Source organism: Pectobacterium araliae, assembly GCF_037076465.1.
GTDB classification, from domain to species: Bacteria; Pseudomonadota; Gammaproteobacteria; order Enterobacterales; family Enterobacteriaceae; genus Pectobacterium; species Pectobacterium araliae.
Genome location: NZ_AP028908.1, coordinates 505,262 through 524,809, shown reverse-complemented (window position 1 = coordinate 524,809; position 19,548 = coordinate 505,262). Strand labels below are relative to the sequence as shown.

General features: G+C 53.0%; 16 protein-coding genes and 1 pseudogene. 4 read left to right on the top strand and 13 right to left on the bottom strand.

Translation table 11 applies throughout. From position 1 onward, the window contains the following. Positions 1-39 precede the first annotated feature (39 nt). Together AACH44_RS02405 and AACH44_RS02400 are read right to left on the bottom strand one after the other, a co-directional pair. Entirely contained in the window at positions 40-477 is a 438-nt protein-coding gene (locus AACH44_RS02405) for an SUKH-3 domain-containing protein (RefSeq protein WP_261850250.1), read from the bottom strand. 454 nt (positions 478-931) lie between these two features. After that, a complete protein-coding gene (locus AACH44_RS02400) occupies positions 932-1,966 on the bottom strand; it encodes an IS110 family transposase (protein WP_261850241.1) in 1,035 nt (344 codons plus the stop codon). 153 nt (positions 1,967-2,119) lie between these two features. On the opposite strand from AACH44_RS02400, the gene AACH44_RS02395 reads away from it, so the two are divergent. Next, on the top strand, positions 2,120-3,157 hold the full coding sequence (locus AACH44_RS02395; protein ID WP_338659257.1) for an IS630 family transposase: 1,038 nt from the start codon (positions 2,120-2,122) through the stop codon (positions 3,155-3,157). Positions 3,158-3,685: 528 nt separating this feature from the next. On the opposite strand, the gene AACH44_RS02390 is transcribed toward AACH44_RS02395, so the two are convergent. From AACH44_RS02390 to AACH44_RS02380, 3 genes and pseudogenes are all read right to left on the bottom strand, one after another. Then, positions 3,686-4,033 carry a hypothetical protein gene (locus tag AACH44_RS02390; RefSeq protein WP_338659488.1) on the bottom strand — a complete coding sequence of 116 codons (348 nt, stop codon included), beginning with the start codon at positions 4,031-4,033 and terminating at the stop codon, positions 3,686-3,688. Positions 4,034-4,404: 371 nt separating this feature from the next. After that, complete coding sequence (xerC, locus tag AACH44_RS02385) at positions 4,405-5,418, bottom strand: site-specific tyrosine recombinase XerC (protein ID WP_261850201.1); 1,014 nt, start codon at positions 5,416-5,418, stop codon at positions 4,405-4,407. Positions 5,419-5,451: 33 nt separating this feature from the next. Then, positions 5,452-7,318: pseudogene (locus tag AACH44_RS02380) on the bottom strand (CHC2 zinc finger domain-containing protein). An 86-nt stretch (positions 7,319-7,404) separates the two neighbouring features. On the opposite strand from AACH44_RS02380, the gene AACH44_RS02375 reads away from it, so the two are divergent. Together AACH44_RS02375 and AACH44_RS02370 are read left to right on the top strand one after the other, a co-directional pair. After that, on the top strand, positions 7,405-7,737 hold the full coding sequence (locus AACH44_RS02375) for a helix-turn-helix domain-containing protein (protein WP_100675298.1): 333 nt from the start codon (positions 7,405-7,407) through the stop codon (positions 7,735-7,737). A 78-nt stretch (positions 7,738-7,815) separates the two neighbouring features. Beyond that, positions 7,816-8,151 carry a type I toxin-antitoxin system SymE family toxin gene (locus tag AACH44_RS02370; RefSeq protein WP_261850200.1) on the top strand — a complete coding sequence of 112 codons (336 nt, stop codon included), beginning with the start codon at positions 7,816-7,818 and terminating at the stop codon, positions 8,149-8,151. Between the two features lie 69 nt (positions 8,152-8,220). Here the strand turns inward: AACH44_RS02370 and AACH44_RS02365 are convergent, their stop codons facing one another. From AACH44_RS02365 to AACH44_RS02345, 5 genes are all read right to left on the bottom strand, one after another. Beyond that, the gene (locus tag AACH44_RS02365; RefSeq protein WP_261850199.1) at positions 8,221-8,538 is read right to left on the bottom strand and encodes a hypothetical protein; all 318 of its coding nucleotides are present in this window, start codon (positions 8,536-8,538) and stop codon (positions 8,221-8,223) included. A 1-nt stretch (position 8,539) separates the two neighbouring features. Further along, on the bottom strand, positions 8,540-12,793 hold the full coding sequence (locus AACH44_RS02360; protein ID WP_338659487.1) for an RHS repeat-associated core domain-containing protein: 4,254 nt from the start codon (positions 12,791-12,793) through the stop codon (positions 8,540-8,542). After that, entirely contained in the window at positions 12,786-13,229 is a 444-nt protein-coding gene (locus AACH44_RS02355) for a DUF1795 domain-containing protein (protein ID WP_261850220.1), read from the bottom strand. The genes AACH44_RS02360 and AACH44_RS02355 overlap by 8 nt, the downstream gene beginning before the upstream one ends. A gap of 25 nt (positions 13,230-13,254) precedes the next feature. Then, a complete protein-coding gene (locus AACH44_RS02350) occupies positions 13,255-15,105 on the bottom strand; it encodes a type VI secretion system tip protein VgrG (protein WP_338659486.1) in 1,851 nt (616 codons plus the stop codon). Positions 15,106-15,217: 112 nt separating this feature from the next. Continuing rightward, the gene (locus AACH44_RS02345; RefSeq protein ID WP_338659294.1) at positions 15,218-15,736 is read right to left on the bottom strand and encodes an Hcp family type VI secretion system effector; all 519 of its coding nucleotides are present in this window, start codon (positions 15,734-15,736) and stop codon (positions 15,218-15,220) included. A 419-nt stretch (positions 15,737-16,155) separates the two neighbouring features. On the opposite strand from AACH44_RS02345, the gene AACH44_RS02340 reads away from it, so the two are divergent. Further along, positions 16,156-16,413: a helix-turn-helix domain-containing protein gene (locus AACH44_RS02340; protein ID WP_261849390.1), complete on the top strand. Its 258-nt coding sequence runs from the start codon at positions 16,156-16,158 to the stop codon at positions 16,411-16,413. A 239-nt stretch (positions 16,414-16,652) separates the two neighbouring features. Here the strand turns inward: AACH44_RS02340 and AACH44_RS02335 are convergent, their stop codons facing one another. The 3 genes from AACH44_RS02335 to AACH44_RS02325 form a co-directional block, all read right to left on the bottom strand. Then, on the bottom strand, positions 16,653-17,135 hold the full coding sequence (locus AACH44_RS02335) for a hypothetical protein (protein WP_261849441.1): 483 nt from the start codon (positions 17,133-17,135) through the stop codon (positions 16,653-16,655). A gap of 224 nt (positions 17,136-17,359) precedes the next feature. Then, positions 17,360-17,587: a hypothetical protein gene (locus AACH44_RS02330; RefSeq protein WP_261849391.1), complete on the bottom strand. Its 228-nt coding sequence runs from the start codon at positions 17,585-17,587 to the stop codon at positions 17,360-17,362. 152 nt (positions 17,588-17,739) lie between these two features. Further along, the gene (locus AACH44_RS02325) at positions 17,740-19,548 is read right to left on the bottom strand and encodes a tyrosine-type recombinase/integrase (protein WP_338659485.1); all 1,809 of its coding nucleotides are present in this window, start codon (positions 19,546-19,548) and stop codon (positions 17,740-17,742) included.

Genomic DNA, 19,548 nt, shown 5'->3' with positions numbered 1-19,548 from the left:
AAGCCGGAAGGATCGTTGGGACCGCTTCCGGCGTTATTTTTAATTAATTTCGATAGCTTCCTTACCATTAATTAGAACATCAAAACAAGATTCAATGTCCTTCCCATATTTATATATGTATTCATCAAAAACACCGTATATAACATCATCACCATACATGAGGATAATGTATCCGTTATCACATTCACCAATAGGAACTAAAGGACATTCTGTTATTTTTTCATAATTTTCAACTTGTTCCTTGTATAGTTCCAAGATAGCTTTTTCGGGGTCTATATAGAAAAACTTACTAGACCTATTATTATCTTTGTAAGCAGAGTGATATCCTTGAAAACCGTTATATTCCTGTAAAAACGAAATCAATCCATCTGAAACAGAATGGCCAAAATTTCCTATGCTTGCCAAGCACTTAGCCAAGTTAGTATCCTGTCTTTTTATTTCGCCATATTTTGCCGCTAGGTCAACTAATTTATTCATATAATTACCCACTCGTAACTATCGTACCAAATATGGTAGTTTGACAATTAGAACACATTGGGAATGCTTCGCCTGATATAGTTTTCACTGTATGAACCTCCAAATTTTCTAACCTCGCTCCATCCAGCAAAGCCTGATTCACACCTTTGAATTCTGCACAATTTTGAACAGGCCATCTTTCTAAGCTAGGACTAAATAGCTTTGCAAAATAGTAGATCATATATGGACGTCCCGTGGCGTACAAGTACTGACGTGATACGGTTTGCTGTCATATATCCGGCGTCTTTTTGGGAAAATTTTCCCGCGCCATGATGTCATCCGCACCCTGTTTCCTTATCACTTGACCGGTATTTTCTACCTGGATCTACTTCAGGTTATTACAGGGTTGGTTTACCGTTTTCTCATCAGTGCCTGCAAACTCAGGAAATCTTTTACTTTGTGCCGAACTAAATCATTACTTCATCGCAAATGCCTTATCCATATTGAAATCAACCGGTTCAGACAGCAACCGCCAGACAATACGTGTTAACTTATTTGCCAGCGCCACGGTGGCTTTCATTTTTCCCCGTCGCTCAGTGACATGATTAAGCCATCTTCCAAGACGGTCATCCCGCTTTTGGGCACAGCGCATGACCGCTCTGGCTCCATGAATGATGAGTGTCCGAAGGTCGCAGTTACCATTTTTAGTCATCGAAGTGAGGATGTGTTTCCCGCCGGAACTATGTTGCCGGGGAACCAGACCACACCAGGCGGAAAGTTGTCTTCCGTTAGCAAATTGTTCTGCATCAACCTCACTTAAAAAAGCGGCGGCGATGAGCGGGCCAACACCCGGTATAGTCATCAGTGCTCGATACCGGGGTTGCTGTTGACACAATGCTGCGATTTCATATTCTGTTGAACGAATATATTCATTCAGTGTGTGGATGTTTTCCAATAAAGTGGAAAGCAAATGGCGTAATACCGGAGACACAGGCTTTTCCGCATCTTCAATCAAATCGGGTAATCGCTGTTGCAAAGTGTGTATCCCAACCGGGAACTCGAAGCCCTGCTCAGCGGCCAGAGCACGAATTTGATTGGCGGCGGCGGTGCGCTGTTCGACCATCAACTGACGGGCACAACGCAGCGCTTTGATATCTTGCTGCTCAAGAGTTTTTACAGCAACAAAGTGAATCCCCGGACGAAATGCCGTCTCACATATTGCTAGAGCATCATTGGCATCATTTTTCTGATGACGAGTTAACGCCTTTACATGTTGGGTTGGAATGAGCCGGATGGCGTATCCCATGGATTGGAAAGTCCGCCCCCAGTAATGCGAGGTTGCACAAGCTTCCATTGCGATAAGTGTATCCGGCGGGAATTGACGAACAGTATCTAACAGCTTGCTGCGAGAAACTTTTCGATTCCAGGCAACGGTCCCATCATTCATCCAGACACAAAGCTGAAAAACGGATTTAGCCAGATCGATACCGACGACTTTTATCGTGTTCATGATGTTGTTCCTCTATAAATGGGACGGCTCAACATAAGTGTGGCAGGATTATGTTGAGGAGGGACGTCCATCACATCACTCGAAGGGAACTCAGTCCGATTTAAGCGATCTGATCAATCGCCAAATATCCCACATCACTAACCGGACTGAGTTATGCCGATCATAGCATTTATCCCTGATGAAGAACGACGTCTTATGAAAAGAGAAGCTCAACAAACTCATGATAAAAACCACGCTCGCCGACTGATGGCGATGCTCATGTTGCATCAAGGAATGACCGTTACTGAGGTCGCCAGAATATTGTGTGCGGCTCGTTCCTCGGTAGGTCGGTGGATTAATTTGTTTACTTTATATGGTGTTAATGGATTAAAAAGTCTCAAGCCCGGTCGTGAGCCACAGTGGCCGGTTGATGATATCTTGCGCATTCTGCCGCTTCTTGTGCAGCGTTCACCACAGGATTTCGGCTGGCTGCGCTCCCGCTGGAGTACCGAACTTTTGGCGCTTGTCGTTAATCGGCTTTTTGATATCTCGCTTCATCCCGTCACATTGCACCGCTACCTGCGACAGGCTGGCCTTGTCTGGCGCAGAGCCGCGCCGACACTGAAGATAAAAGACCCTCAATATGAGGAAAAACGGACAGCCATCGAGCAAGCTCTGGTGCAAAACTCGGTTGATAATCCGGTGTTTTATCAAGATGAAGTCGATATCGATTTAAACCCGAAAATTGGCTCGGACTGGTGTCTAAAAGGACAGCAAAAACGCATCGCCACGCCGGGGATAAATCAAAAACATTACCTGGCGGGCGCGCTGCATGCAGGGACAGGACAAGTCCATTATGTCAGCGGCAGCAGTAAGAACTCTGACTTATTTATCAATCTGTTAGTAATATTGAAACGAACATATCGGCGGGCCAGAACGATAACGTTGGTGGTTGACAATTATATCATTCACAAAAGCCGCAAGGTCGAACGATGGTTAGCAGGTAATAAAAAGTTCAGGATACTGTTTTTGCCAATCTATTCTCCGTGGCTAAACCCGATAGAGCGGCTATGGTTGTCGTTACATGAAACGGTAACGCGTAATCATCAATGTCGGTATATGTGGCAATTACTCAACCGTGTTACTCAGTTTATGAAGGCCGCCTCACCGTTTCCGGGTAATCAGCACGGACTGACCAAAGTGGAGCGGTAATATGCAAAGCTATTTAGGCATTCTTTCTGCCAAATGGGGGTGAATAGAATTAGGAAGAGGTCGCCCACTGAATCCAAAATAGACTTTACCTGTAGCCTTATCGACTACCGCCGATGTTGCTCTGGGTAACTTACTTCTTTGTGTATTTGATGTAGCACTATCACGAAGTTCCTGTGCTTTTCTTTGTGCTAACTCTTTGGAACACCCAGCCAACCCGAATGGGTCGATCCAACAGACCGGATTCTGAACATACCCGTAGTTACTCTCCCCACCAAGTAGCCCTATCGGGTCATAGGGATTACCAGAGGTTCGTCGTACTTTTTAGCGCACTTAACCTGTTGAAGTGGCAGGCTTTTCAGGAAGCGTTTTCGGCCACATTAACACGCCCGTAACCCGAACACCCCGACACGCACTTTTACCCCCGGACACGCTACCGCCATGCTGTGACTTCCCTGTCTGCCTAAGCCACATCATAGCAGCGGCGACAGCCGCTGCCATTAGTCGTTTTGTCTTTCGGGGTTTACCACCTCAACCCGCACGGCTTCCGCAACTCGGTTGGGGAAGCCGTGCGGGTTCTGCGGGTGCGGGCAGCAAAGAGTCCGCAAGCGTCGGCCTGCGACGCTCTGTTGCACGGTGCCGGAGAGAGCGGCGGGTTTGCATGACCACGCCACACCGGGGCGGGATGCGGAAGCTGGCGAGCGGGGAAGGAGCAAGGAGCCTGTGACTGCGACCCCGCGTAGCCAGACGCAGCCGGGCGGGCATTAAGCCGTTAAGCGCCGTGACGAAGGAACGGCTTCCGCTTTGGCGTTGATGTTGACGTTGATGTTTGCTGAAGGTTGGCACCGATGCCAGCGCCGCCAGGGAAGGCGGCCACACCGTCAGAGCCAGGGAAGGATGCTGATGTTCGCAGCAGAGCGAGCTGGCGAGCTGTGCGCCACACCGCGCCAGAGAGCCGAACCCCGGCGGTCAGCCGCACGCCTTTGCCGAGGAAGACCGCAGTGCGCCCTTACCCTGACCGGCGCAGATATAATGTGTGTTACGCGTTGGCCGCGTTCAGCGGCTTTCGCGTAATGCCACATTATGTTGAATGACGTTCGGCCAGCAACGTTGAGTGCAGAGAACGCCGTTGGCTGGCGCTGGCCGGGCGACATTTACCGCCGGAGCGCCTTAGCCACATAAGGCAAGCGGTGCGCCACGGACGGCGCAGCGTTTGCCCTGCACCGTACCGCGATGTTGAAGGGAACGAGCTACTTTTTGGTGCTGTCCGGTTTACGCCGGGCTTTCTGTTTCCGCTCTGTCGGGTGCGTCTGTTCATGCACCTTCTGCAAGTGACCGATGGCGACCCGCGTGTAGATTTGCGTCGTCTCCAGCTTCTCATGGCCTAAGATGGCTTGTATGTGCCGCGTGTCTGCGCCGTTCTCCAGCATCTGCGTGGCCATCGAGTGCCGGAACACATGGCACGCCCCCGGTTTATCCAGGTGTCCCGTTTCACGGATAGCTTTCCCTGCCATCTGCGTCAGTGTCACCCGCGCCAGTCCTTTTCCCCGGTGGCTGATAAACAGGTGCCCGCTGTCATAGCGTTTCGCCAGTTCTGGCCGCGCATGATTCAGGTAGCGTACCAGCCACTTACATGCCCGCTCTCCCAGCGGCACCACCCGGTCTTTATTCCCCTTGCCCTGACGCACCACCATCACGCCCCGGCTCAGGTCGATATCATTCAGCATCAGGCTCACTGCTTCCGCCCGGCGAACGCCGCTGCTCCACAACACTTCCAGTATCACCCGGTTACGCAGCCCGAGAACCGTCCCGCTCTCCACCGACTGCAACACGCCTCCCGTTTCCTCCACGCTCAGCACCTGCGCCGGAAGCCGTTTCTCTTCCTTCGGTAACGTCAACATTTCTGCCGGGTTATACAGGATAACGTGCCGCTTCAGCAGCCAGCGGAACAGCATACGGATACCCGTCAGACGGTTTAACTGACTGCCTGCCGTTAACGGGTGACCGTCTGCCTTGCGATAACCCCGCAGCCAGCGCTGATACCCTTCCAGCACCGCAAGACTCACCTGTGGCGCATACTGCAACCCTCTGTCCTCACACCACGCCACGAACGGCAGCAGCCGCTCCCGGTAGCTCTCCTGCGTGCGGGCGCTGTAGCCTGCGGCGTTCAGGCGGTCAAGGTAATGCCCGGTGTGCTGGCGTAACGTCTGCGTCTGGCGGCTAAGGTAAGGGGTTTTCGGGCTGGATGGATTGGGTTTGGTCATGGCGGCGCGTCCTGCGTGAGAGGGGGAAGGGAACTACGGTACGATGGGCTTACCGTGTGTTGCCGGAACAGTGCTTTTGCCGTTAACCCGACCGGATGGCACAGAACCCTTTCCAGCACTGGCTTTAGTGGTGATAGCCTTATCCGACCGACCGCCGACCGCACCCCGACCAGAAGCCGACCGCTTTTCATTTCCCCCCGACCGGGCGGAGTCGTAGTTATCTTTCTCTGTTATTTTTACCGTTTCCGGGGACGCTTCCGGTATATTGATAAGCCCGCACAGATACGCGTTATCCGACTGAGCATCACCATCGAACAGCAGTTCATAGCAGAACGTCAGCCCGCGCTTATGCAGCATCAGGTATTCCAGTTCAACCAGCCGGGCAAGGTGGATTTTCAGTTGCGTATCGCCCCACTGCACCGCGTCCCGTAGCTGTTTGCGGGTGAAGTGGTATTCCGTTTTCGGCTGGCCGCTCTCTTTTATCCAGCCCTGTATCAGCAGCAGCAGCTTCCTCGTCTGTGGCGGCATTTCATCCAGTGTGCGACCAAGGATTTCATGCGCCAGCTTGTTGGCCAGCACGATATCCGACCGTTCAACCTCGATATATTCGATGACCGTTCCTCGGTGCTCCACCGTCTTCACTTCCCGCTGATACTGGTGCAACAGCGCGATAGACTGGATTAACGTCAGGTATTTCATATGGTCACGGCGCGTGCGCGTCTTGTCGCTCAGGAACGTAAGCTGTGAGGCAAACGGGTTCACCACCTTTAACGGTTTCAGTAACCGCTGGGCGTTTTGGTGCAGTTCGGTGAGATAGCCTTTCTCGTTCTCCATCAGCAACCCTTCCAGCGTCTGTTTATGCCGCTGCAAGGCGTGGATTGCCTCAGTCTGTTCACGGGACTCGTTCACCGAGAGAACAAGACAGCGGTTTAACAGTTCTTCATCCACGTCGATGGCCGTGGTGGTCAGCATCAACATGACGGGACCTTTTACCGTGTATTGCTTGGTGACAAGGTTTCCCGTCGTATCATCCTTACCCGTACTGGCGATGGTTAACTCTCCGTCCGACTGGAGCAGTTTCAGCGCATACGCCGCCGTAGCCCGCCACCCAGAACGACATCGCATCGATAAGCGCTTCACATAAGATGACCGTTTTACTGGCAACCAGTGCCTGCTCGTTCCACACCCCGCCATGTGCGCCCGGCAGATACAGATGCAGCGGCGTGCCTTTGCGTAACTCACTGCCCACCTTACGACCGTACATCTCCCGCACCTGACCGTTCATATCGATAACCGGAACGACTAACGACCCCGCCAGATGTTCATGGCCGGATGAGCGCATCACGCCGATGGCCTGCAACTGGCCTCTGACCGCTGCGCCGTCTTTCAGCTTCTTCGCGGGCAGACGGTAGCCCAGCGTCCTATTAGCGAACCCTAAGCGGAACTGCGCGACTAACTCAGGATGGTTGAGGCGGCGCTTTTCCAGATAGGCGATAGCCTCCGGCGCGTTCAGCAGCGTGTGGTGATAGAACTCAACCACCCGGCTCAGCAGTGACTGCCTTTCCTGCTCATCCGCGATATCACCAACAGTCGGCAACGGCGCTGCCGCAGGCACCACACCCAGCTCACCGCGCAGACGGTCAGCCGCCCGGTGCAGGCTTAAGCCTTCCGTTTTCATCACCCAGTCCAGCACCGAGCCGCCTGCGTCACAGCCGAAGCAGTGATAGAGATTTTTGTCCGAGCTGATAACGCAGGACGGGTTTTTCTCCTGATGGAACGGACACAGCACCACGACGTCTTTACCGCGCTTGAACACCTGCCGCCCCTGCGAGCGCACCACATCCACTAACGGCACGGCGGCTTTCAGGTGCTGCAACTCGGATTCGGGGATGCGTGCCATAAAAATGTTCCTTATAAAACCTTGTCAATGACCTTATTGGATACTATTAAATGAACGATACCGGTAATTATCAGGGGATGTTCTGGATGAGCTTTTCAACCCGTTTTCTGCAACTGCGCAAGCAACACAGGCTGACTCAGCCACAGATGGCTGACAAAGTGGGGATTCATTTGACGCAGGTTCGCCGCTACGAGTCCGGTGAGGCGCAGCCCTCTTTAGACATTCTCAAGCGTATTGCCGTCACCTTTAACGTGTCGGCTGACTGGCTGATTTTCGAGGAAGGCGAACGCGAACCGCAGGATGAGTTAAAGCTGAAGTTTGAAGCCGTTAAGCAGATGGATGAGGAAGAACAGAAGTCGGTCACATCGATTCTGGATGCCATGATTTTAAAACATCAGGCAAAGCGCTTATTAGGCTGAGTCTGAACTGACGCGGCGCTGGCGTGATTGCAACACACCAACGCCGCTAACCACAAGCAACTAAAAGGAGTAGTTACCATGGCTGACGCGCATTCTACGCCAGATACCACCGTTTTTAAAATCTCTCAGCACGAGCGTTTTACCCGTGTTGACTATCGACCGATTAAGGGCAACCACGACACGCCCGCGATTAACCTCAGCGGCCACTGGCTGAAGGAAGCCGGGTTCAGTACCGGACAGCCGCTGAAGCTGCGCATCATGCCGGGTTGTATTGTCATCACCACGCAGGATATCCGCGCACTCTGGCAAGACCTGCAAGCGCTGAGTATTGCGCCGTTCGATGAATACGCTGTTACGCACTGGCTTACCGTTTTCCCGGCGGGCTGGAACTGGCGGGGAATGATTAAGCTGTAAATAACTATAAATGAGCGACAAGTAAAATGAGGCCGGGAGAACATTAATAATATTCTCCCGACCTACTCATTAGTCCCCTGGCTTTTCCCAGTATATGGTTTCTTCAGTAGCCCTTTCGATATCATCCATATCGTCAGTGCCAAGTTCATCATTAAATTTTTCTGACAATATTTTTCTTATATTAGCTAGTTTTGTGCAAATTTCATTTCTATCAATAAAATCAGCAGTTTCCAGTTTATACTCAATCACCCTTTCATTTGATATTTCAGCCTCGTTGTAATAGTGGTTACCTATTTTATTTAGTGAAATTAGGATATAGTTAACCTCTTTAATAGCCTCGATAATTTCCGAACCAGAGAAGGTTATTTTTTCGTTTTCTTTTAACATATCACTTTCTCCTAAATACCTGAGGATTATCCAGTTTAACATCACTTTTAATCGTAAGTTCTTCACGGTGATAGCGAGGATTAGTGATCCATTCCAATGAGTCATTTGGTACATCTGTCTCTATATAGTCTCGTCCTTTTCCTGGCTTTATTTGATATTTTGATTCTGCATCTTTAGGGCTTAATGGTTTATTTTTAGCTGGTTCAACATATACACGGTTATTATCCTGAGCCTTTATAACCCCACTATCCATAATTCCGTTAGACCCCTTCCTGTTTGTATAATGACGAACGCGAGTTTTGTCGGTTGAACACTTAGCAAGCCCCAGCGGGTCGATCCACATCAGCGGGTTCGGCGCATAAGCATACAGGTTCTCTCCCCCCGCCAGCCCTATCGGGTCAGGCGAGACATAGCATCCACCCGTCGGGTCATAGTACCGAAATCTGTTATAGCACAAGCCGCTTTCAGCGTCACGGTATTGCCCGGCAAACGCCAGTCCCGGATCGAGTTTTTCAATATTATCGGTATAGCGCTGGCCCCATAAGTTGGTACGCGGAGCCTGCCAGCGCAGTTCGCCTTGCGGATTAAAAATGGCCTGCGGTTCGCCGTTATGGCCGCTGGTGACAAAGTCCGTTTCCCAACTGCCGTCTGTATTTTGCCGCTGTTGTACCAGCAGCTCCCAGCCGTTATGTACCCAGTGGCGGCGGCTGATAAGCTGGTTGTCACGATAGTGCCGCACTTCGGCAATCTGGTCGCCGTCCCACAGGTAGCGGAGTTCGTCCTGCGTTTGCTCACAGCGTTTGCCGATACGTCGTCCGAACGGGTCGTAGCGGTAGTACCAGCGTTCTCCTGTCGGCGTGTCCACGACTCTAAGCTGATTACGGCTGTCCCAGCGGTAGTGCCACACCTGCGGCCGGTAGCCCGGCTGCACCACCTGTTTACGTATCAGCCGTCCGGCCTTGTCGTACTGGTAGTGAGTGTTATCCTGCTGGGTCAGGCGTCCGGCCTGCCAGTCGGTCAGGCGGGTGGCGTCCTGTGGCAGGCCACTGCGGGTGTAGCGGTATTGTTCTTCAGTATTGATGCTGCGCCCCGCGCCACCGCTCAGTACTGACAGCACCCGTCCGCTGGCATCGAGTTGATAGCCAGCCGCTTCGCGGTTGCGTCGGGTGCCGGTCAGGTTGCCTGCACCGTCGTAGAGGTATTCCCGCGTCTGGGTGGGGTGCAGGCGACCGTCCACCGACTGGCCACTCATTTCCCGCGTCAGCCAGCCCATGGCGTCGTATTCACGCTGCTGTGTAAAACCGCCATTGCTGTGGCGGGTAGATTCACGTCCGGCGGCATCATGAGCCAGCGTTAACTCCGCGCCATCCGGCAACTGTACCTGGCGCAGTTCACCCGTCGCGCTATAGCGGAAGGTGCTGGTCAGTGCCGCACTGTCCTCTTCACCGTCCCAGTACAGGCTGCGGGTAACGGTGTGCGATGCGTCCTGATAGTGGCGTCGGATGACCGAACCGCTGTTGTACTCCTCTACCACACGGTCGCGCTCGTCATACGCCAACTGGATATGACTGGTGGCGGACGTGACTTCAGTCAGCCGACCTGCCGCGTCATAGCGGTAGTGCAGGGTGTCGTCCGGCGCGGTTTCTTTTATCAGCAGTCCACGCCCGTCGTACAGAAAGTGGCGGGTTTCTCCTTCGCCGTTGCGCAGGCTGATGCAGTGACCGTCTTCATCGTAACCATAGTGGGTTTCCGTCCCCGCCATGTCACGTTCACGTATGACACGTCCGTCTGCATCCAGCCACCACTGCCAGCGGTTGCCGTCCGGTGCCGTAACGCAGACAAGCTGCTGGCTTTCTTTGTCGTACTCATACTGCCAGGTGCGGCCTGCCGCATCGGTGCGTGAGGTCAGCAGGTCGAACGCGCCATAGGTTTGTGCCCATACTGCGCCGTTACCGTCGGTGTAGTTCAGCAGGTTGTTATGTTTGTCGTACTGGCGTTGCTCTTGCTTGTCATCCGGGCGCAGCAGTTGCTCCGGTAGCTTCCAGCTTGCACGGCGATAACCGAGGCGGTAGGTTGAACCGTCCGGGCGCGTCCAGCTTGTGAGTCGGTCCTGCGGGTCGTAGCGCAGTTGCTGAGTGCGGGATTCTGCATCCGTGGCACTCATCAGGCGCTGCCGGTGGTCATAAAACAGGCTGGCCTGTACCTGACCGTTCTGGTCGCTGACTTCAGTCAGCAGGCCGTAACGGTTCCAGGCAAAACACACTTCGCTGTTGTCCGGCCCGGTCAGGCTCTGCGGATTACCGGTGCTGTCGTACTGCCACGCCCAGTGGCGCGCGAGCGGGTCGGTAATCCCGACAAGCCGCTCATGGTCGTCATACTGGTAGTGCCACTGGTGGCCGCTGCCGTCGGTAAAGGTACTGACCAGCCCGGTATCATCCAGATAGGCAAATTCCACCACCCGCCCTGCCGGAGAGATTTCCCGCAGCAGGTTGCCGACGTCATCGTATTCATAATGGGTGACATGGCCGAGTGGGGATTTCTCCCAGGCCATCAGGTAGAGGTCATTGAAGCCATATTCACTGCGTTGGCCCTGTCCGTCAGTCATCACCACGCGGTCGGTCAGGTACTCAAAACCGGCGGTCAGGTAGCCGTCAGCACAGGTGGTGTAAATGCACCGCCCCTGAAGGTCATACTCATAATGCGCCCAGGTTTTATCGTTGTCGTGCCAGCGAGTCAGACGGCTATGGTTGTCATACTCGTAAAACAGGTGATAGGCATGGGCGGCATCCGCCTCGACCAGTCGCCCCTGTTCGTCCTGCCGGTATTCGGCCAGCATGGTTTTCTGGCCGCCATCAATGCGCTGTATCTGACGCAGAAACTCACCCTGCCACACCAGCAACAGCTCGATGCTGTCGCTGTGCCGTATTTTACGCAGGTAGCCTTTGGGGTCGCGGAGAAAGTCGATACGATTCTGGTGGTTGTCGGTAATGGCCGACAACAGCAACTGGTCGCCCTGCTTGACGGTAAAGGCACGCCAGGTCTGGCTGTCGCGGTGCCACAGGTGAAAACCGTTATGCTGCTTGACCAGTTTAAATTCGGGGTATTCGGCGCAGTACACCACGGTGGCACCGAGCCCGAAAGTAAAGTCGATATCGTAGCCCTGCGCCAGCGTAATGGTGACATGGGGGTCACCGTTATCGTCGCTGAGGGTCGCGACTTCACTCCAACTATCGTGCCAGCCGTGTCCCAGCAAGCCAGTGTGGGGGCTACCAGAGCGGTAGGTGCGTTCAAACAACAGAGGAATGGTCTGGCCCAGTTCCAGATCGAGGCGTTTTTCAATGACCTCGCCACTGGCGATATAGACGGGGTCTTTCAGGAAGCCGCGAACGGATTCGGTGACACGCGCCAGTCCTTTACTGTTCTTAAAACCATTTTTGGCACACTCTACGGCACTACGGAGTCCTTTCAGGGCGAATGATGCCCCGGCCTGCATGCCCCTCAGCACCGCCATCGGCCCTTTAGTGAAGAGTTTGCCCAGTCCCCGAAACAGGCCCCGGCTGGGGGGCACCAGAAACTCCACCGCGAGTATCAGCGCCTTCTGCCAGCCACTGAACTCATCCTGAACCTTGAGCGGCGAAGCCTGACCGGAGCCGAAGAACACTGTTGAAGCCCCCTCTTTGAGGGTCGCGCCGCACACAGTTTTATCCCCCACCCGTGCGGCATGGTAGCCCTCAACGAACACGGTTTCACTGCCCTGGGCAATCAGTTGCGGGCCGTTATGTTTATCGCAAAGCACCGCATCGATTTCGGCGCGGGACACTGGGTTGCCCTCGACAAACACGGTCTTTGAACCACCTTTGACCATACCCGACGCAGGCATGACACTGTCTACCATGGCAGCGGTCTTTCGACTGACATCGGAGATTAAGCCACTCAACGCGAATACAGCCCCGAATCCAAGCGCCAGTTTGGCTGCACCGATAACCAGAGCCAGTCCTGCTCCGCCCGTTACCCCGGTTAACAATACCAGGCCGGCAACGACAGCAGAGGCAGCGGCAAACGCGACGGCGGCGACCAGCGCCCCAGCCACCGCACCAAGCAGCGCCCCCAGAAAGCTGCTGTGTTTGATAGCCTTGCCCGGTGAGGTCGGCGGCGAGCCGCTGCCGGGTGCCGGTAAATCAGGCGGTAACGTCGGTCGATTGCCCGCGTGCATCGCGCCCACCCGTGCAATACGGGAGAGGATTTCATCACGCATGGCGGCCAGCCTTATCCTCCGCTGTGGCAGGTTCAGCCGCATTAAACGTCTCAATCACGGCCAGCAGCTCCGCTTTACGGGCATCACTCAGCACCTCGGCAGCGGTAATGGTGAACGTCAGCAACAGGTTACCCCGCACCTGCATCACCACTACCTGATGCATTTTCCCTTCCGGTGACTGCCAGGTGTATTCCAGTGCGGGAGCGGGCACGCCTGCCAGCGTCAGTTCCCAGGACAGCACCTCGTTGTAACCCGTGAGATGGGTAGAAAACTGTTCCAGCGTTTTTTCATAAACCGTTTCCGCTGCCTGACCGGGTTCCGTCGGGGTGCGGTTCACCACCAGGTTAGTGGTTTCATCCGGCAGGACAAAAACGTGCAGGGATTCATCACGCCACTGCGCAGGAATAGCCAGCGTGCCTTCGTTCATCTGGTACATGTTCACGTGTCCTTGTTCTTGTTGTTCAGTTCAGGTCGATTTGCTGGCCATTGATGACAATGTGAGTGCCCTTGATGTTGATGACCCCGTCTGCACCGATACCAATAAAGCCCTTGTCCGTCGCTATCAGGATGCCCCCCTTCTGCGACTGGATGGCAATGTTGTTTTTCACCTGTAGGCTGTCGTGCGCCTCATCTTGTGCTTCCGTGTCACCAATGACCGTGCTGCGACCGCCGCTGATGGCGATGCCCTGTTGCCCCTGGATTTCGGTGGACTGGTCTTTCACCACCGACACCGCCTGATTACCGCCCACGCTTTCCTCATGGTCAGCCGTGATGGTGGTCTTACGGTTGTTCAGCACTACTGTGTTCATGTCTTTCTGAGCATGGATGAACACTTCTTCCTGCCCGGCCTGGTCTTCAAAGCGCAGTTCGTTGAACCCGGCCCCCTTGTGCGTTGAAGTGCGCAGTGAGGTGCGCGTCTTGTTGGCGGGCAGCGGGTACGGCGACGGATTGGTGGCGTGGAAGGTTCTGCCGGTGACAATCGGCTGGTCCGGGTCACCTTCGAGGAAGCTGACAATCACCTCGTGGCCGATACGCGGGATGGCTATCAGCCCGTACTGACCACCTGCCCAGCCCTGACTGACGCGTACCCAGCAGGAGCTCTGGTCGTCGCTGGCGCCGTAGCGATCCCACGGAAATTGCAGTTTGATGCGGCCGTATTCGTCACAGTAGATTTCTTCCCCCGCCGGGCCGACCACGGTGGCAATCTGCGGGCCATCGACCATCGGTTTGTACGGCAGGTCGGCGCGCCAGGTCGATTTGGCACTGATAACCTCAAAGCTGTTGCTGTAGGTGGTGGGTTCGCCGCCGCTTTCCTCTTCCAGCGCCTGCGGTTGCTGCCCGCTGTGGGTAATGGCAACCAGTTGCCAGCCACTATTCAGCGTCGGGTTAGGATGCTCCGTCAGGGTAAAACTGCTGCCCGGCATCAGCATCGCGGCATTCGATTCGCCAGAGCCGGTCATCGCTCCTGCTCTTAACGCATCCAGCCGGTAGCCGGTAAAGGCCTTGCCGCTTGGGTCCTGTTTGAAGCGGCCGGGGTAGTCGAAGTGCTGATAACTTTCGCGCTGGTGTTCTAGCTCGCTGCCCATCTTGCTGTGCAGCAGACCATAGGTGGGGGTTTTGAAGCTGTAATCCTTGAGCGCGACTTCGGCGGTACTGACGGCCTCGGCATAGCGGAAACGACGTACATAGTCGCCTTCGCTCAGGCCCTGTGTCGCAAGGTTGAAGAACAGTTCCGGGCCTTTGCTGAGTGCGCCTGCATCATCCGCAAAAACGACGCGGTGTTTACTCTCTTCAAACTCATGGAAGAAATACAGCCCTTCCTCTGCCGCCAGTCGGGTGACAAACGCCAAATCGCTTTCCCGATACTGCACGCAGTATTCGCGCGGGGCGTGGTCGTGACGCAGTGCAAAGGCATAATCGGTAATGCCGGACTCTTCCAGCAATGTACCGATAATCGCCTCCGGCTTTTGCGCCTGAAAAATACGGGCGTTGGTACGCAGCCCCAGCCGCCACAGCGCGGGACGTACTTCTGCCTGATAGCGGGTGCGACGAAAGCCGGTGTCGCCCTGGGCAAAGGCGCTGACCATGCCGCTGACCCGGCGCTTCAGTTCGCCTTCGTACCACACCAGCAGCTCACAGGGCTGGTCGAGTACTGCACCAAAGTCGATGCTGGGCAACGGGCTGGCCAGATTCAGCGACAGGGCAAACGGCTGGTTCAGTGCCTCGCTGAGCTGAAAATCCACCACGGCAAAGGTCGAGGCAGGCAGGGCGCCGACCGTTACCGTGAACTGTAATCCTGTACTGTTTGCCACGTTGATTCCCTCGCTTTGAACATCGTGTTGTCTGCACTCAGGTCTGGAGAATCAGACCTCAGGACAGTACACGCAGAAAACCCGGGACAAGCCCGGGTTGAATACAACAGGATTACGCTTCGACCGGCGCACGCCAGTCATCAGAACCGGAAGTGCCGGCAACGGTGTGTTCCCAGTCGATTTTGCGGTAAGCCAGCGACACTTCGATTAACTGGGTGTAGTCCAGTTTGGACGGGTCCTGACAGTGTGGCATCTGGCAGTTGATGTCCACGATGGTGGCGTCGGTCAGCACGGTAGAGAAGAAGTGCTCCTGCTTGCCTTCCACGGAGGTGCGATACCACTTCAGGGTCACAGTGGGCAGCATTTCACCGGTAGACAGCGCGTTATACAGCAGCGGAACGGCTTTGTTCAGCGCCACGGTGAACTTGAACGGTTTATGCACACGCTGGCCGGATGGCTGACCGGACTGCGGGTCGGTTGGTACGGTGACGACGTGTTTGAATTCCTGTACCAGCATTTCATCTTCGTGGCCCTGCACGTAGATGTTGCCGACGGAATCAGAGGTGAACGCCCCTGCGGTGATGTTGCCCTGGGTTTTCCCTTCGATGCTGATATAGCATGGAGTTGGCATAGTAATGCTCCTTGTTGTTGAACGGACTGTGTTGTTAAACGGATTGAATAACTTCACACTCCGTATAGCAATTCCCATGCCAATTTTTATCTAATTGTTTTTACTATGAATTTATTTAACTCAAATTTTTACTAAGCCAAATTTGAGCAAGAAGTTGCTCAGCACCCCACGAAACAATGATGATTCTTTGTAAAACTGACCCAGACAGTTGGATTGTTCTGCGATCTGCGCAAGAAATGGCCTGAGATTCGCGTTTATTCTGATAATTTTTGTTAGTTTTTTAGGCTGCGGTCTCTTTGGAAGGTTATGACTATTAATCTCCCAAAGAATAAACTGAAAATATTAATTTTGGACCAAATACCCGGCAGTGCAAACCCTGTCTGAATCGCCACCAGCAGTAAGACTCAGGGTTACTTCATATGACAATGAACAAGCAGGACTGGCACAACGCCGATATCATCGCAGGCCTTCGCAAAAAGCACACCACACTGGCGACTTTGTCCCGACAAGCCGGGCTAAGCTCATCTACTCTCGCCAACGCACTCACACGCTCCTGGCCGAAAGGCGAACAACTGATTGCCAATGCACTCGGCGTGGAACCCGCCGAAATCTGGCCTAGTCGGTATTTTGATGATGATGGCAATAAACTGGAAAGAAAACTAGGAATAGTTGATTGACTTGCGTTCCACACCAGGGAAATAAGCGTTGCATCAATTTAATGATTATGAAAAACAAGGGATGCCTCTACCCAACAAAATCAGCGACACTACTTATTTCCAGAAAATAACAAAAGCATTATTAACAACAATGCATTCGCATCGACAGAGAGACAACCCACATCATTAAGGCACTATCACATAAGAAAGGTATGCAAATAAATGACCTAGGCATACTTCTTCTTCATACTGATAGGAACTTATACGGGAATACCATAGTGATGGCAGATGTAGTTAGTAAGCAGTGCAGGTGCTGCTGCTCCAGCAATTTTTATTGCCCCTGTAAATGCTTTACCTGTCATCTTACCGATCCACGCCCCAAAGCCTTTCTCAACCTCTTCTTTGGAAGACGGTTTGGGAATCTGTTCAACAACCTGCTTGAGTTCTTGAATATCAGAATCCTCAATACCATGTTCTTTGAGTTGGCGCTCAAGAATGCTGAATTCAGCATTAATATTTTTCTGTTTTACATGACTAACAGCACCACCGACGACGCCCTTATCATTATTAACGTCACCAATTACGGTCATTCCATTACCATGATTATTAATCGTATTATTATAAGTCACGCTCTGCGCCTCCCTCTTTTCTTCTATTGAAAACAACAATCCATCACCAAAAATACCTTTGCCCTCAAGTAACAACGACCAATCCAATATCTTAGATCTGATATTTGATATCATTTTAGTGATTTGCGTTTGATTTATTTCCCAGCACAGTCGAAAATTGGAACTAGTGGTCTTCTGTAGAAAATCAGCCATAAATGCAGGCAAGTGTCCGTATAAAGCGTAGATTCACTTTTAGAATATTCAACCAGCATCGACACAGGATTATTTATATGAACCGTGGTTAGTGAGACATACATTTCTTGATATTGATCAGCTACATTACCAAGATTACAAGGTATTCACCCCACATAAGGATTAAAGGCTCGAATGGGAGTGCCTGCTAGAACTCTATAGCCAGGCAACAAATCGTAGCTAGGATAACCATTTAGCTCGTATTCCAGCCATTCTGAAATATCTTTCAAACCAAGTTTCACTGATATCATTTTTGCTCTTGAGAGCAAATCTTCAATATTGGTAGAGCTTGAGCCAGCCATATCTTGAAGTTTTAACACAGGAGAATCTTTCATAGGACATCGCTCGTTGTGTAGTTAGACGCACATCTTATCCATTAGCTGGATTTACCGTAAATAAATATAGTGCCTTCGAGCGTCGTTATGATCGATCCCCCCTCATCCAGACCAAAGGGCGTATAGCTTAGCCGAGCGCCCCACAAGTCTCCTCACACCTTTCTGTCAAACTCAAGTGCTTGTGATGGCAGTAACACCTGTACAACATTGCCCATATTGTTCGGTGTAACAATATCAATGGCTGCACAATCATCCAGATCAAAATGAGGTTCGGTTAACAAGCGATATATCTCCCATCCCTCAGCATGAGGAAGCTGCTTTATCATAACCTGCGTCAGTTTGAGTTTCATCGGCACCAACTGCCACTCAGGCACCCTCTGCCCACGGTTCCCAAGGCTGATTGTCAACAACTTGCCCGCCTTGATTTCTCGATTAATCTGCTCCTTGGATTTGCCAGCCAGTTTGGCAAACTGAACGACTGGCAAGTTGTGCGGTGCTTCATAAGCTGCAAGCATTTCCATCCGCTCACGCTGCAGGTCAGAAACAGGGATTTCAACGACAGGTTCAGGCACAGGGCGTGCCGGCACAGCAGACAAGCGGTGAGGCGTAATGCCACCGATAACAGGTGACACATCTTTCAGCATTGCCTCTGCTCCATTGCTTTCATCCAGAACGGGCACACCATCAATGCGAATGGTCAGATGCTGACTGGCCGCTTCTACTTCTCCCTGCTCCAGCAAGTCCAACCGATCCGCCCAGTCCTGCATCATCTTGCGTCGGGGCTCGACATAGAGTGCATGGTTGTAAGCTGCGCTCACCTGGTTGGGATCGCAATGCGAAAGCTGGGCGTCCACCCAAACTTTGGGGTAGCCCACTTCGTTGAGTGCAGTGGAGATCGTGCCACGGATGCCGTGACCAGTGAGCAAATCCTGATAGCCCATGCGCTTGAGGGCACCGTTCAACGTGTTCTCGCTGATACGCTTTTTCAGATCGCTACGATGCGAGAAAAGATATCGTTGTGCTGGCCTAACCTCTTCGAGCAGGTAGCGAACGATCTCAATCGCCTGAATAGACAACGGTACGATATAGGAGGGAATATCCTGGGGTCGCTTGCCTTTCTTGCGTATATCAGTCTGCAACTGCTTGACCACTTCCGGAGGAATAATCCACAGCCCTTGTTCCAAGTCGAACTGCTCCGGAGTCGCCAACCGTAACTCACCTGTACGCACTCCCGTCAGCAGCAACAAGCGGATTCCAAGTTGCGTCGTGATCGACCCACGATAACGTCGCACTTTCTGCAGAAGCTCGGGTAGCTCAGGTAAACGCAAGAAAGGATTGTGAACAACAGGTGGAGCAGGAACAGCAACCACATCCAAGTCAGATGCCGGATTGCTCTCCAGTCTTTCGACTTTCACCTGCGCAAAGCGAAACAGTTGATTGAGCCAGGAGCGTACTTTCTCTGCGGTGGTGAACGCCTCACGCTGCTCAATCTTGGAGAGCACGTTCAGCAAGTCGGCACGACGAACGTCGTAAATAGATAGCTTACTCAGGCTTGGCAGCACATCACGCTCAAAGATACGCAGGATTTGCGACAAGGTGCTGTTGCGCCCCTCTTTGAGTTCTAGCTTTCGATGCTCAACCCATTGAAGAAACACAGCCTTGAATGTGTGCTCATCGGCAAGTCGTACAGACTGCCGTTTATGCTTACGATCGAGCTTGGGGTTGATGCCCTTGGCAAGCAGGGCACGAGCCTGATCGCGCAGCGTTCGCGCTTCACCCAAACCGACCTCAGGGTAAGTCCCCAAGGACATACGTTTCTGCTTGCCAGCCCAAGAATAGCGAAAGTGCCAAGACCGACTGCCCATGTCGGTCACAGCCAATGAGAGACCATCGATGTCGCCAAGTGTATAGGCCTTGCCTGTTGCCCTGGCTTGGTGAACCGCCATGTCTGATAGTGCCAT

Bases quoted from the DNA above. Each gene is read 5' to 3' on its own strand.
- AACH44_RS02405 (WP_261850250.1), bottom strand. From the start codon at position 477: ATGAATAAATTAGTTGACCTAGCGGCAAAATATGGCGAAATAAAAAGA.
- AACH44_RS02400 (WP_261850241.1), bottom strand. From the start codon at position 1,966: ATGAACACGATAAAAGTCGTCGGTATCGATCTGGCTAAATCCGTTTTT.
- AACH44_RS02395 (WP_338659257.1), top strand. From the start codon at position 2,120: ATGCCGATCATAGCATTTATCCCTGATGAAGAACGACGTCTTATGAAA.
- xerC (WP_261850201.1), bottom strand. From the start codon at position 5,418: ATGACCAAACCCAATCCATCCAGCCCGAAAACCCCTTACCTTAGCCGC.
- AACH44_RS02375 (WP_100675298.1), top strand. From the start codon at position 7,405: ATGAGCTTTTCAACCCGTTTTCTGCAACTGCGCAAGCAACACAGGCTG.
- AACH44_RS02370 (WP_261850200.1), top strand. From the start codon at position 7,816: ATGGCTGACGCGCATTCTACGCCAGATACCACCGTTTTTAAAATCTCT.
- AACH44_RS02365 (WP_261850199.1), bottom strand. From the start codon at position 8,538: ATGTTAAAAGAAAACGAAAAAATAACCTTCTCTGGTTCGGAAATTATC.
- AACH44_RS02360 (WP_338659487.1), bottom strand. From the start codon at position 12,793: ATGCGTGATGAAATCCTCTCCCGTATTGCACGGGTGGGCGCGATGCAC.
- AACH44_RS02355 (WP_261850220.1), bottom strand. From the start codon at position 13,229: ATGTACCAGATGAACGAAGGCACGCTGGCTATTCCTGCGCAGTGGCGT.
- AACH44_RS02345 (WP_338659294.1), bottom strand. From the start codon at position 15,736: ATGCCAACTCCATGCTATATCAGCATCGAAGGGAAAACCCAGGGCAAC.
- AACH44_RS02340 (WP_261849390.1), top strand. From the start codon at position 16,156: ATGACAATGAACAAGCAGGACTGGCACAACGCCGATATCATCGCAGGC.
- AACH44_RS02335 (WP_261849441.1), bottom strand. From the start codon at position 17,135: ATGATATCAAATATCAGATCTAAGATATTGGATTGGTCGTTGTTACTT.
- AACH44_RS02330 (WP_261849391.1), bottom strand. From the start codon at position 17,587: ATGAAAGATTCTCCTGTGTTAAAACTTCAAGATATGGCTGGCTCAAGC.
- AACH44_RS02325 (WP_338659485.1), bottom strand. From the start codon at position 19,548: ATGGCACTATCAGACATGGCGGTTCACCAAGCCAGGGCAACAGGCAAG.